General features: G+C 40.7%; 13 protein-coding genes and 3 tRNA genes. 6 read left to right on the top strand and 10 right to left on the bottom strand.

Translation table 11 applies throughout. The annotated features are described in order from the left end of the window. Nucleotides 1–7: 7 nt before the first annotated feature. From rutG to B9T34_RS06495, 8 genes are all read right to left on the bottom strand, one after another. On the bottom strand, nucleotides 8–1,360 hold the full coding sequence (gene rutG / locus B9T34_RS06460) for a pyrimidine utilization transport protein G (RefSeq protein WP_086212335.1): 1,353 nt from the start codon (nucleotides 1,358–1,360) through the stop codon (nucleotides 8–10). A gap of 32 nt (nucleotides 1,361–1,392) precedes the next feature. Then, complete coding sequence (gene rutF / locus B9T34_RS06465) at nucleotides 1,393–1,929, bottom strand: NADH-dependent FMN reductase RutF (RefSeq protein ID WP_228147419.1); 537 nt, start codon at nucleotides 1,927–1,929, stop codon at nucleotides 1,393–1,395. A gap of 88 nt (nucleotides 1,930–2,017) precedes the next feature. Further along, nucleotides 2,018–2,398, bottom strand: a complete 381-nt coding sequence (rutC, locus tag B9T34_RS06470; protein ID WP_086212337.1) for a pyrimidine utilization protein C — start codon at nucleotides 2,396–2,398, stop codon at nucleotides 2,018–2,020. Nucleotides 2,399–2,457: 59 nt separating this feature from the next. After that, nucleotides 2,458–3,213 carry a pyrimidine utilization protein B gene (gene rutB, locus B9T34_RS06475; protein WP_086212338.1) on the bottom strand — a complete coding sequence of 252 codons (756 nt, stop codon included), beginning with the start codon at nucleotides 3,211–3,213 and terminating at the stop codon, nucleotides 2,458–2,460. Next, nucleotides 3,210–4,325 carry a pyrimidine utilization protein A gene (gene rutA, locus B9T34_RS06480; RefSeq protein WP_086212339.1) on the bottom strand — a complete coding sequence of 372 codons (1,116 nt, stop codon included), beginning with the start codon at nucleotides 4,323–4,325 and terminating at the stop codon, nucleotides 3,210–3,212. Before rutA ends, rutB begins: the two co-directional genes overlap by 4 nt. 337 nt (nucleotides 4,326–4,662) lie before the next feature. Then, nucleotides 4,663–5,460 (bottom strand): pyrimidine utilization protein D, encoded by a 798-nt coding sequence (rutD, locus tag B9T34_RS06485; RefSeq protein WP_086212340.1) that lies wholly within the window; start codon nucleotides 5,458–5,460, stop codon nucleotides 4,663–4,665. Nucleotides 5,461–5,563: 103 nt separating this feature from the next. Further along, nucleotides 5,564–5,824: a hypothetical protein gene (locus B9T34_RS06490; protein ID WP_086212451.1), complete on the bottom strand. Its 261-nt coding sequence runs from the start codon at nucleotides 5,822–5,824 to the stop codon at nucleotides 5,564–5,566. Nucleotides 5,825–5,962: 138 nt separating this feature from the next. Further along, complete coding sequence (locus B9T34_RS06495; protein ID WP_086212341.1) at nucleotides 5,963–7,147, bottom strand: trypsin-like peptidase domain-containing protein; 1,185 nt, start codon at nucleotides 7,145–7,147, stop codon at nucleotides 5,963–5,965. A gap of 170 nt (nucleotides 7,148–7,317) precedes the next feature. On the opposite strand from B9T34_RS06495, the gene B9T34_RS06500 reads away from it, so the two are divergent. Beyond that, nucleotides 7,318–8,076: a Nif3-like dinuclear metal center hexameric protein gene (locus tag B9T34_RS06500; RefSeq protein WP_086212342.1), complete on the top strand. Its 759-nt coding sequence runs from the start codon at nucleotides 7,318–7,320 to the stop codon at nucleotides 8,074–8,076. 156 nt (nucleotides 8,077–8,232) lie between these two features. Continuing rightward, nucleotides 8,233–8,859, top strand: a complete 627-nt coding sequence (locus B9T34_RS06505; protein ID WP_005008780.1) for a superoxide dismutase — start codon at nucleotides 8,233–8,235, stop codon at nucleotides 8,857–8,859. A 326-nt stretch (nucleotides 8,860–9,185) separates the two neighbouring features. Here the strand turns inward: B9T34_RS06505 and B9T34_RS06510 are convergent, their stop codons facing one another. Together B9T34_RS06510 and B9T34_RS06515 are read right to left on the bottom strand one after the other, a co-directional pair. Then, on the bottom strand, nucleotides 9,186–9,437 hold the full coding sequence (locus B9T34_RS06510; RefSeq protein WP_228147413.1) for a hypothetical protein: 252 nt from the start codon (nucleotides 9,435–9,437) through the stop codon (nucleotides 9,186–9,188). Between the two features lie 108 nt (nucleotides 9,438–9,545). Then, nucleotides 9,546–10,553: a hypothetical protein gene (locus tag B9T34_RS06515; RefSeq protein ID WP_086212343.1), complete on the bottom strand. Its 1,008-nt coding sequence runs from the start codon at nucleotides 10,551–10,553 to the stop codon at nucleotides 9,546–9,548. A 277-nt stretch (nucleotides 10,554–10,830) separates the two neighbouring features. Here B9T34_RS06515 and B9T34_RS06520 point away from each other — a divergent pair. The 4 genes from B9T34_RS06520 to B9T34_RS06535 all read left to right on the top strand — a co-directional run bounded on the left by B9T34_RS06520 (nucleotide 10,831) and on the right by B9T34_RS06535 (nucleotide 12,393). Continuing rightward, nucleotides 10,831–10,906, top strand: a tRNA-Asn gene (locus B9T34_RS06520). A 5-nt stretch (nucleotides 10,907–10,911) separates the two neighbouring features. Then, a tRNA-Asn gene (locus tag B9T34_RS06525) sits at nucleotides 10,912–10,987 on the top strand. Nucleotides 10,988–11,151: 164 nt separating this feature from the next. Next, nucleotides 11,152–11,227 (top strand) — tRNA-Asn (locus tag B9T34_RS06530). A gap of 95 nt (nucleotides 11,228–11,322) precedes the next feature. Further along, complete coding sequence (locus B9T34_RS06535) at nucleotides 11,323–12,393, top strand: hypothetical protein (protein ID WP_086212344.1); 1,071 nt, start codon at nucleotides 11,323–11,325, stop codon at nucleotides 12,391–12,393. Nucleotides 12,394–12,428 lie beyond the last annotated feature (35 nt).

A 12,428-nucleotide genomic window follows, 5' to 3' on the forward strand; every position in this document is an offset into this window, starting at 1 on the left:
TATTCTCCTAGTGATGTACTGCAGTTGCCGCTGCTGAAGATTCATCTTTAAGTTCTTCAGTTTTTTCTTCACCGCGATTTAAAAAGAAATTCAGGAAGATTGCTGCTAAAGTCGCTGTACCAATACCGCCTAAATCAAAGCTGCCGATATGCAGACTGAAGTTGCCTGTGCCCATAATTAAGCTGACTGCGGCAATCAATAAAGTACTGTTCTTGGTAAAATCAACTTTGTTGTCAATCCAGATTTTGGCGCCCGCAACTGTTATCAAGCCAAAGACCACAATCGATGCGCCGCCCAATAGCGCGACTGGAATCGTGCTGATCACCGCGCCAAATTTAGGCGATAAACCCAGCAAAATTGCGAATACACCTGCAACCACAAAAATGGTGGTCGAATACACTTTAGTAACCGCCATGACGCCAATGTTTTCAGCATAGGTGGTCATACCTGTACCGCCTACAGAGGCAGACATTGATGTACATACGCCATCCGCTAAAAACGCGCGGCCCATATAAGGATCAAGATTTTTACCTGTCATCGCAGAGACCGCTTTAAAGTGGCCTAAGTTTTCTGCAACTAAAATCAATGCAACAGGCGCAATCAGCAGCATCGCGCTGGCTTCAAATACAGGCGCTTGGAAACTTGGCAGACCAAACCATGCGGCATTGCCAATCACGCTGAAATCAATTGGCTTGCCAAAACCCATGACATTGGCGAGCAGGAAATACACAAAATATGCAGTAACAAGCCCAATCAACAATAATAAGCGGCGTATCATGCCTCTGGTAAAGACGGCAACTGCGCAAATGCACAGAATGGTCACAACGGCCATCCATGTATCAAAAGTATTGCCCGAAACGCTTTTGATGGTCACTGGCGCAAGGTTTAAGCCAATAATCATGACAATAGCGCCAGTCACGATCGGCGGCATGAGTTTTTCAATCCATGCCGTTCCAGTTTTCATAACGATCAAACCTATGGCTGCATACAGCAGGCCACAGGCGATGGTGCCGCCCAATGCCAAAGGGATATTCGGATTAACTCCCACTCCGCTGTAACCGGTCACTGCAGCAACAGCACCAATAAACGCAAAGCTTGAGCCTAAATAGCTTGGCATGCGGCCGCCCGTGATCAGAAAGAATAAAATCGTCCCGATACCGGTAATGAAAATGGTTAAGTTGGGGTCAAATCCCATCAATAAAGGTGCAAGCACAGTTGCGCCAAACATGGCAAAGGCATGCTGCAGCCCCAATACCATGCTTTTTGCAGGAGGTAAGTATTCATCAGTCTGTACTGGCGTTGTATCTAGATTGCCTTGATAAGGCTTAAATTTCGGAAACCACGTTTCTTTTTCATTCATTGGGTTTCCCCTCCTTCAGATGGGACTGGATCTCAGTTCATTGGTTGCGGTTCACAATAGTTTCTATTGAAATACATCAGTGCATTCAAACCATCCTGACGCTGCATGGCCTTTACCTCGCAGATCAGAACATCATGACTGCCGACAGACATGCTCTGTACTACTTCGCAGTCAAAAGACACCAAAGCATCTTCTAAAACAGGCGCTTGCGTAGTCAAAGTGTTCCAAACACCATGCGAAAATCGTTCCTGCATAGGGGTTTTGCCGCCAAATAAATTTGAAAGCTGGCTTTGCTGTGCATTTAATGTGTTTACGCAAAGCACTTTATTGGCTTTAAATGTTTCAAATACAGACGCCGAACGGTTTAAACACACCAATAAAGTCGGCGGTGTATCGGTCACGCTGCACACCGCTGATGCCGTAAAACCCGCTTGGCCTGCCGGGCCTTGGGTTGTGATCACATTCACTGCTGCGCCTAAATTGGACATCCCTTGGCGGAATAATTGCTGATCCATTTCAAAGCTTGCTTCAGTCATCGTCGAATGCAGTGGCTCTGCATGATTCATCATTTCCGTCGTCATTAATTTGCTGTTCATGACTATTCTCCAAGGCTGAAAGCGATCTATGCTGCATTTCAGCCTGCTGTTAAATATAGATTTACAGGTGTGCGATTGAAGCAATTTCGACTAAGGCATCTGGCTTAACCAGTCCTGTCTGCACGCAATAGCGCGCTGGCTTGTCCCCAGGGAAATACTCTGCATAAACCTCATTAAAGGCAGCGTAATTGGCCCAATCGGTCAGAAAAATATGATTAAAGGTCACATCTGCCATCGTGCCGCCAGCCGTTTCCAATACTTTTTTAATGGTTTCCAAAATGTGACGGGCTTGCGCAGCGCAATCGCCCACATGCACCACATTGTTATTTTCATCAAAAGCTAAAGTGCCAGAAACATACACAATATTGTCTGCCTTCGTTGCTGGTACAAATGGCGCAAGCGGTGTTCCCGTTCCTGCTGGGACAATAATTTCTTTAGGCATGGCATTCTCCAAATTTTTTAATCAAGCTATAGGGTCAAAAAGTCTAAGTACAAAAAGGTTTAAGCTGATTTTTCAAGCTGCAATTGCGGCTTAAATGTCTCAACAAAGTTTTTGGTGTCTGATACCCAGCCAAAGAAAGTTTTAATGTTGAATAAGCTCGCCTCATGCGCCTCTACAGGCCCAGCCTGATAGCAGGCATCATATAGCGCCACGCCAAAATACTCGAGGAAGAAGCCGTCACGTAAAGTCGATTCCACACAGACATTGGTGGCAATGCCAACAAAGACTAAATTGCGGATACCGCGGCAGCGCAGCATGCTGTCCAAAGCCGTGTTGAAGAACCCGCTGTAGCGAGGTTTTTCAATCACAAGGTCTTGTTCTAAAGGCTGCAACTCATCAATCAGTTCAAAATCCCAATGCCCTTTTGCCAGTAAAGTGCCCTGCAATTCAGGCTTTTTACGCATCGTTTTTAAAGCGTTGGATTTGTGGAAGTTTGGAGAATCCTCTCCGCCTGCTTCACGGTATTGATCATCCCAGCCATTTTTAAAATAAATCACTTGAATGCCTGCTTCATGCGCTGCCGCCACGGCTTTTTTGATGTTTTCAACTACTGGCTTCGTTTTTGAAACATCAAAGCCGGCTAAATCTAAGTAGCCGCCCATTGAGGTATAGGCATTTTGCATATCAATCACAATCAGCGCAGTTTGCTCAGGCGCAAGCGCAATCGCTTCCGGCGCTGCGGCTAAAATTTTTCCTGATCCTGCTTTTGCAGTGAAACCGCTGCACACCACGGTATCTGTAGTTAATTGGCTCATGCTGATTTCTCCAAAAGTGTTAAGTTTGCTTGGTCTTCTTCAATCACTACACCTTGACGGCTTGTCATTAATGGTTGAATACGCTGACCGAAATCTTCTATACCTTGAATAAAATCATCAAAAGTCAATAAGATGCCGCCTGTTCCTTCAATCCCTTCCAGCTCATCCAGCATCTTCGCCACATTTTCAAATGAACCGACCAATGTCCCCATATTGATATTCACTGGCGAAACACTGGAAGCCATTTGACGGATATTGGTATCTTTGCCCGAAGTTGTATCTTTGCCGCCTTGATTTTTCAGCCAGTTGATTGCTTCCATATCGGCGCCATCGTTATAGCTTTGCCATTTTGCAAACGCTTCTTCATCTGTTTCTGCGGCAATGACCATGAACAGTACGTAAGTTTGCACGTCACGTCCGGTTTTGTCGGTATGCGCTTTCAAGCGGTCATTGATATCAGCAAAGGCTGTTGGCGTATTTAAACCTTTGCCAAAAACAAAGTTGTAATCTGCATACTGTGCTGAGAATGCCAAGCCCGAATCTGACTGGCCTGCACAAATGATCTTCATATCCGCTTGCGGAATTGGGCTCACTCGGCAATCTTCCATTTGGAAATGTTCGCCTTTAAAGTCTGATTTTCCCGTCGCCCATAAATCACGCAGCACTTGCACATATTCAGATAAATATTCATAGCGCTTGCCAAAATATTCATCACCTGGCCACATGCCCATTTGCGTATATTCCGGCGCTTGCCAGCCAGTCACCACATTCAGTCCAAAACGGCCGTTTGAAATTGAATCAATGGTTGAAGCCATACGCGCAACAATCGCTGGCGGCATAACCAAAGTCGCTGCTGTTGCATAAATTTGAATTTTGCTGGTGACTGCAGCTAGACCCGCCATCAAGGTAAATGTTTCTAAATTGTGTTCCCAAAATTCAGTTTTACCGCCAAAGCCGCGCAGCTTAATCATCGATAAAGCAAAGTCAAAACCGTAATGTTCAGCACGCTGTACAATCTGCTTATTCATCTCGAAACTTGGTTTGTACTGCGGCGCATTTTCAGAAAGTAACCAGCCGTTATTGCCAATTGGACAGAAGACACCGATTTTCATATTCACCACCTTTATTTTACCAATGAGTAAAAAACTCACTTAAATTTAAAAACATATTTACTATAATTATTATTTAGCAATTGCTGTGCCAACTATTATTTATATTTATTTTTCATATACTTAATATTTTTAGTTTTTACTTTTTAGTAAAAAACACCCTATTCTTCTATGCGCATTTTTAGTGTGCAATGATTTAAAAAGGTGCGCTTTATGAACCAAGACATTGCTCAGCGCATTTAAAAATTTCATCTAAAGTTCAGCAAGCGTGCTATCCCAAAACAAAAAAAGCCCGATATGATGATCGGGCTTTTGGTTATGCTTTTATTGAAGTGCGTGCTTAGCTCAGCAGAAATTTCAGCAGCGCTTCATTGATTTGTGCTGTTTCGGTTTGCGTTGACGCATGTGCCCCAGAAGCAAATATTTCAAGCTCTCCTTGCCCTAAGCTTTTCTGCAAATCTGCAGATTTTTTTACAGGCACTAGAAAGTCATCCTGATTGGCAATCAATTGTATCTGAGTATTTTTTAAAGCCTCGGCATGCTGATCATTCACGCTAAACTGTTGCAGCGCCTGTAGACGCATCAGCACATTATGTGAAAGCGGAAAGTTCGTGAGCTGCGCATTTTCGGCTTGCTCCAAACTTTCTTGATGTTCTGAAATCCATTGCGGCGGATATAAAAAAAGCGCCTGTGCGCGCACGTAGGCTTCAGCTCCGCTATGCTTCAGCAAACTGATGCGCGCCTGAAAGCATTTATGTGTATGCCCATCCAGCTGATTCCATGCATTGATGCAGCTTAAACGGCCAAACTCGATTGGCTCTTGAGCAGCTGAAATTAATCTGCCCAACTCTATGCCAATATGGCCGCCAAGCGCATGGCCAATAAAATGAAACTTTTGAATGCCTATATCTTTCAGAATATTTAAAACCTGCTGCGCCATATGCTGCATGCTGTAATCGGCAGGCAATGCTTCCGCATCTGCATGACAGCCCTCATGATCATAGGTCAAAACATGAAAATGCTGCTGCAATGCCTCTAATTGCGGTTTCCAAAATTCGCCATGGCCGCCAAGGCCTGATGAAAGAATAAGGTGCTCAGCTTGTGCATTGTCAGTACAAGGATGAATTTGATAGTGCATGGAATGGTCTTCGCTGCTAGAGAGTTATTTTACCATTCAGCAAAAAATGTGCCGACTCTGTGCACACTGCGGCTTATTGGATCATTCTCTGCAATTTTATCATTTAGATCCAATACACATTTACACTGTAAAAAAACTCTTTCACTTCAAATCGCACTTGATAGCCAAGTTCTGTCAATTCAGCGGATAAACTTCGAATTTCTTCTAAAGGCAGATGTTTAGGCAATACCGTAAAAACTGCCGTATTTCCTTGCTGAGCATTATTTTCAATCATTTGCGCAAGACGGCTCTTATACAGGTCAATATTTAAATTGGCATTTTCCGACAACTCTTTCGCCAAAGCCGCAGTAATAAAACTGTTCATGATTTCATGCTCTTTACTCAAAGATTGACTCTTTAACATAATCGAATTTCAGCAAAAATCCGTGTATATTTTGCAACCATTTTTTTATCTAGCACATAAAAAATCCCTCACAAATGAGGGAGTTTTTAGCTTAGCCTTTTAACGCGGTAAAGGAATGTATTGTGAATCAGCATTCAGCTCTTGGTTTTTTTTCTCTGCGATTTCAACATTCACATTCATGATCTTCTGGTCACGTTCAATTTCCAATTGAACAATGCTGTTTGGCGCCTGCATTGCCACATAATTAATCAAATGCGATGCAGAGCTTATGACCTCATCATTCATTTTTAGAATTTTGTCGCCGCGCTTAATGCCCGCTTTACCTGCTGGGCCAGCCGCTAACACATCTACCGCCACAACACCCTGCTGCTTCGGAGCAAATACATCTTCCTGTGCAACAGACTGTACTGTAATGCCTAAAAAGCCGCGAATGACTCGGCCATCTTTTAAAATTGAATTAAAGACTTGCTGACAAACTTTGGCTGGAATGGCAAAACCAATCCCTAAAGATCCGCCAGACTGCGAGAAAATTGCCGTATTTACGCCAATTAAATTGCCTGCCACATCAATTAAGGCACCGCCTGAGTTGCCCGGATTAATAGCAGCATCAGTTTGAATAAAGTCTTCATAGGTATTGATGCCTAAATCCGAACGGCCTGTTGCAGAAATAATGCCTTGAGTGACCGTTTGCCCTACGCCAAATGGGTTGCCAATGGCGAGCACAACATCGCCCACTTCATTGCCGCTGAGTTTAAACGGCAAAACTGGAAGCTGATTCATTTCAATTTTAATCACTGCAAGATCGGTATCAGGATCTGTACCCACCACTTTGGCAGATGCGCGGCGGCCATCATGCAACCCGACAATGATCTGATCTGCCTGAGCAATCACATGATTATTTGTCAGAATATAACCGTCTGGACTGACAATAACGCCAGAACCTAAACTGTTTTCATTTGGATCTTGCTTCAGCTGATCAGGAAATTGATTGCCAAAAAATTCACGAAAAGAAGGGTCGCTCAATAAAGGATTTTCTTTTTGATTGACCTTTTGCATGGTAAAAATATTGACCACTGCTGGCGCCGCAACTTTGACAGCCGCACTGTATGAAACCACACCGCCAGTACGTGAAGTATTAATTAAAGGTTCGACTTTTTCTGCAGGCAATCTTACCCCGTCCGGCATGACAGGCGCTTTGGGCTTTTGCAGCTGCTGCCAGCCAATAAAACCTAAAATGACGATAATCAGCAACACCCAAGGCAACCACGTAAAACTCCGGCGCACAGTTCTATCCTCTAAATCTTATATTTGTTGATGACTCAATTATTTAACTCATATTGTAAAGGAATTTTTCGGTCTGACTTCAAAAAAAACACATAGTTTTGTGCTGCTTTAGTTACAATTAAATGCATGTTTAAATAGTAAAAATTGATTTTTGAATTGGCGGACCGCAGATGGCTCAATTAAACGATATTATTCAATGGTGCGATCAGACCCTAAAATCGCGCGAATTTAAAGATTATGCGCCCAATGGTTTGCAAATTGAGGGCAAATCCGAAGTTAAAAAAATACTGTGTGCCGTAACTGCTTCGCAAGATGCAATTGATGTCGCCATTGCCCAAGGCGCTGACTTGCTGCTGGTTCATCATGGTTATTTTTGGAAAGGCGAAGCTTACCCAATTACAGGCATGCGCGGCAAACGCATCAAAACTTTAATTCAAAATGACATTTCACTTGTTGGCTACCATTTGCCTTTAGACAGTCACCCGACGCTTGGCAACAATGCAGCAATTGCTGATTTACTGCAATTAGAACGTATTGAAGCTTTAGATCCAAGTGAACGCAACCCTATTGGCAACATTGGCTTTTTAAAACAGCCGATGTCACCGCAGGAATTCAAAGCTTTTGTGTCAGAACAACTGCATTTTGATGCCATTCATTTGCCGGCAGATAAAGCATCAGTGCAAAAAATTGGATATTGTACGGGCGGCGCGCAAGACTATATTAGCAAAGCAGCTGAGCAAAATTGTGATGCCTATATTTCTGGCGAAGTGAGTGAACGTACTTTCTATGAAGCCAAAGAACTCAATGTGCATTACTATGCCTGCGGCCATCATGCGACCGAGCGCTATGGCGTACAGCGCCTCGGAAAAGCTATTTCAGAACAGTTCAATATTGAGTATAGTTATTTCGAATTAAACAATCCGATTTAATTTAGTAAAAGCCTGCTTTGGCATTTTCCTTTATACGTATAAATTCGAGCTTTATTCTGTAATCTTATTTATAAGCAATGCGCAATTTAAGCCAAGAATCTATTACAATAAGGCCACTAAATGTCAAAACCCAGCAAAATGCAAGGAATTGAAAACATGACAACGATTACTTTACCAGCGTTACCTTACGGTTACGAAGATCTTGCTCCGCATATCAGCAAAGAAACTTTAGAATACCACCACGATAAACACCACAACACTTATGTGGTTAACCTGAACAACCTGATCAAAGGCACTGACCTTGAAGGTAAAACTTTAGAAGAAATCATCAAAGCTGTTGCTGGCGATGCTTCTAAAGCAGGCGTATTCAACAATGCTGCGCAAGTTTGGAACCACACGTTCTACTGGAACTGTATGGCTAAAAACGGCGGCGGTAAAGCAACTGGCGCTCTTGCTGCTAAAATCGACGAAGCTTTCGGTTCTTACGAAAAATTCGCAGAAGAATTTGCTGCTGCTGCAACTACTCAGTTCGGTTCAGGCTGGGCTTGGTTAGTTGCTGACGAAGTAAACGGCAACCTGTCTATCCTTAAAACTTCAAATGCTGACACTCCGCTTGCTCACGGTAAAGTTGCTGTGTTGACTATTGATGTTTGGGAACATGCTTACTACATCGATTTCCGCAATGCGCGTCCTAAGTACATCTCTACTTTCCTTGAAAGCCTAGTAAACTGGGATTACGCAAACGCTAAATATGCAGGTCAAGCTGCTGGCGTTGAAAAATAAGATTAATTTTATTTTTTGCAAAAAATCACCCTCTTTAGGGTGATTTTTTTATGTGTTATGTAATTTTAAAACTACAAAAAAGTACATGCACACTTCACTTTCATTTTTTAATTTAAATTATAAATAGTTGTGAAACCTGGTCTATTCATTGATCATGGAACGTGGCAAACCTTTTAAAAATTACAGATCAGCAGTTCTGTGGTTTCAATACGAATATAAGATATTGAAATTAATTAATAAATTAAAATAATTTCGTATAACGTGTATGATGTTAATTTTAGATTTACTTAATGCAATAGAAACGCCAACGTAATTAATATTTGAAATTAACCATATTTTTTTGAGCATTCTGAATAAGAATATATGGCATACTTTTCAATAGCACCACTCTTTAATTCATCGTTTGCATACTCGGGAAAGATATAATAGGCATACTGTACAATTCTAAAAACTAACTCGTTATTTTCTCTTTTTGTAGCAGATAACTTTTCTGGTGCTGCTTGTAATTTCTTTATCGTAACTTCATATTTAGACCCGCTTTGCCTGTAAGTTTGAGCGTTATATGCTATTTTTTTCACAATTTCACAATTTCACAATTTCACAATACGATTCTGGTTCTACTATGATGGACTCAGAATGACTAAAAGTACTCATATAAATAAGACTTAAACACAATGCTATTTTTTTCATTTCCACCTGTATGTACTCCAATTAGGTTCTTTTTCAACAAGTTTCTTGAACTCATATTTCGTTAATTCAATCTTATTTGAAATATTAGTTAAATTAATGACCAAGTTTTTATTTGAATTGGTTAAAAATGAATACAAAACAGGTAAAAATTTTTCATGTGTGACAGTTACCTCTTCCAAATTAAGATCAGATATTGTTCCTACGATGTAATCAGGTATCCGTACTAGTTCATCAAAATCCTTAGTAACTTTTTTTAAAAAATCAATCTGATACATTTTTTGAGGTCTTAATCTGTAAAGATCAGTCCTTATCATGTCAAAAACAAAAGGATAAAGAAGAGAATCTTCTGAATAACTCAAAATATCATCGTTATCAGAGCACCATAAAATCTTACATTCAACTTTGGTTGAATCAACAATCATCTTACTTATACTTGAAATCAGTGATGATACTATTTGAGACTGTTTAAAGATTCTTATTTTGGGTCTTTCATTCAAAAGTTTTAAAACCCGGTCGATATTCCCAATATTCATCTTAGGATTTGGCTGTGCAAGTGCATAGTTTATATGATTACTGTAATGTACTTTCACTCCATCAAAATATCTTTTAAAGTATTCTTTTTCATTAATTTTTTCATTTTTATAATAATTTAGATTTTCATCAACTAGTAAAGATATATGAAATGCTGGAAGACCTTCAATGAAGTTTATAAATGATATATGCTTTTCATTTATATATGTTTTTTTAATATCCAAATTTGTTTTTAGCTGACTAAGGCGACAAATAGTTTGTATCCATCTATAGTCTGAAAAAGGAATAATTGTCGCAGTGATAGCTGGTTTCTTCGGGAAACGGGGTTTAAAGCTATAATCACTGAATATCATCCAATAGCAATGTTTATGATGCTGCTCCAAAAAAGCTGTAAAATTTTCAGTTTCTACATATGAATCAATTAAATACTGTTGAATATTTGATATATAACTCTCTGTTTCTAAATTTTTCATTTAACATAAATCTCTTATACGAAGCTACGGCAAGCCGTGCTCTCCACATATTCGGAACCAGAACAGCAATCTAACGCAACTTTACCCGTAATTCTATCAATCACTCTTCTAACTATAAACGCAAAAGTATTCTGAAGACTTTTAATACTGTAAAAGCTTAAAAGAATCAATAAATAAGCAACATACCTCTCTTTGGATAATAAAAAAACATTTAAGTGCTTAATCTTCTATTTTTACTTGACCACTTTAGCTTTCCTCCCTAAAATGCGCATCAGATTCTCCAATAGCTCAGTCGGTAGAGCGACGGACTGTTAATCCGCAGGTCCCTGGTTCGAGCCCAGGTTGGAGAGCCATCTATTCTTCCATAGCTCAGTCGGTAGAGCGACGGACTGTTAATCCGCAGGTCCCTGGTTCGAGCCCAGGTGGAAGAGCCAAGATTCTAAAAAGCCCAAGCATTATGACTTGGGCTTTTTTTATGCACAAATATACTGTCACAGACTAAACTGCTTAGATTTAGTGCATTCAGTTCATTTTAGAGCACTATTATCCATTTTCAGCTTGACCCAACTGCCTGCTGTGCATAAAATCCTTTCCAGATTCTCCAATAGCTCAGTCGGTAGAGCGACGGACTGTTAATCCGCAGGTCCCTGGTTCGAGCCCAGGTTGGAGAGCCAAATTCTAAAAAGCCCAAGCATCATGACTTGGGCTTTTTTTATGCACAAAAATAATTATAATGAGCTAACTTAATAATAATTCTAGACAATTAGTAATGTATATTCCGCCGCCCAAAGCAAAATCTAAAGACTTCCTGCGCCTTAAAGCTATTGCTTATGCATTGTTAATTATCGTACTGCCCTGTTGCCTTTTTCTCTATACCTGTGCACCTAAGTCCAAACTGGAAAAGCAAATCGCGCAGACGCCTGAACTCTTTGATCAGTCCAGCAATCAAGAAATTCCAGATTCACAGCAGTTATTGATTCCAGCCAGTGCTTTCTCAAGTGAAGCACTGCATATCGATAATCAAGGTGATATTTTGGCTCAATTCAGAGCATTACCGCATTGGGAATCTCCAATTATGCAGGTACAAAATGATTTTGGTCAGCTCTTTATGCATTTGGATTTTGCAGGCATTCAAAACACACGAAAAGATGCAGAAATTTATGTTCTAGCTGTATGTCATTTGGGCAGTCATCAAACCATTTGCCCTTCAAATAGTGCTTTCCCTCAAGAGCAAGCCTATCTAACAGCATCCACTAATGATCTGACCGAATACCAAACCATAGGCGGCTCTGCTGGAAAATCATGGTATTACTATGCTAAGGGCTATACTGCACAGTACCTAATCAGCACGCCTGTACAGGATGTCAGCTTTATTGCTGTTGCCTCCATACCCCAACAATATCAATCCAAATGGATTCGTTTAAGCACAGCAACTCACCCCATTGTTCATACCCAAACCTCCTATTTTTTTCAAAGCCATCATTCAAAATATTATAAATTTTTACTGCTTCTTTTGCCGATCATTGCTGGAATTATGTTTCTGCATTATCAAGGCTTCGAAAGTACACAAGTGCTTGCTCTAGGTATCCTCAGCTTAATCTTTTTCACTTTAAGCACATATATTTGGGATATGCATTATCTCGTGATTAGCTGCCTGCTTATGTCGCTAGCCAGCGTGTTTTACATTTATTCGAATGGATATTTCAGACTCATCTATCTGCTTGGCTTTTTAATGCTGGCTGGTTTTGCCTTACAGTTTTATGGCGGGATGAACAAAGATTTCTTCATTAAAATTGGTATGCCTACACTCCTTGGAGTGGCTCTATTCTTCTCTAAATAATTTCAAGTGATAAAATGGCAAGCCGAACACTTGCC

The sequence above is a fragment of the Acinetobacter sp. ANC 3813 genome (assembly GCF_002135435.1).
GTDB lineage: Bacteria > Pseudomonadota > Gammaproteobacteria > Pseudomonadales > Moraxellaceae > Acinetobacter.

Excerpts from the sequence above, each read along its gene's own strand:
- rutG (WP_086212335.1), bottom strand. The coding sequence starts at position 1,360 with ATGAATGAAAAAGAAACGTGGTTTCCGAAATTTAAGCCTTATCAAGGC.
- rutF (WP_228147419.1), bottom strand. The coding sequence starts at position 1,929 with ATGATGAATCATGCAGAGCCACTGCATTCGACGATGACTGAAGCAAGC.
- rutC (WP_086212337.1), bottom strand. The coding sequence starts at position 2,398 with ATGCCTAAAGAAATTATTGTCCCAGCAGGAACGGGAACACCGCTTGCG.
- rutB (WP_086212338.1), bottom strand. The coding sequence starts at position 3,213 with ATGAGCCAATTAACTACAGATACCGTGGTGTGCAGCGGTTTCACTGCA.
- rutA (WP_086212339.1), bottom strand. The coding sequence starts at position 4,325 with ATGAAAATCGGTGTCTTCTGTCCAATTGGCAATAACGGCTGGTTACTT.
- rutD (WP_086212340.1), bottom strand. The coding sequence starts at position 5,460 with ATGCACTATCAAATTCATCCTTGTACTGACAATGCACAAGCTGAGCAC.
- B9T34_RS06490 (WP_086212451.1), bottom strand. The coding sequence starts at position 5,824 with ATGAACAGTTTTATTACTGCGGCTTTGGCGAAAGAGTTGTCGGAAAAT.
- B9T34_RS06500 (WP_086212342.1), top strand. The coding sequence starts at position 7,318 with ATGGCTCAATTAAACGATATTATTCAATGGTGCGATCAGACCCTAAAA.
- B9T34_RS06505 (WP_005008780.1), top strand. The coding sequence starts at position 8,233 with ATGACAACGATTACTTTACCAGCGTTACCTTACGGTTACGAAGATCTT.
- B9T34_RS06515 (WP_086212343.1), bottom strand. The coding sequence starts at position 10,553 with ATGAAAAATTTAGAAACAGAGAGTTATATATCAAATATTCAACAGTAT.
- B9T34_RS06535 (WP_086212344.1), top strand. The coding sequence starts at position 11,323 with ATGTATATTCCGCCGCCCAAAGCAAAATCTAAAGACTTCCTGCGCCTT.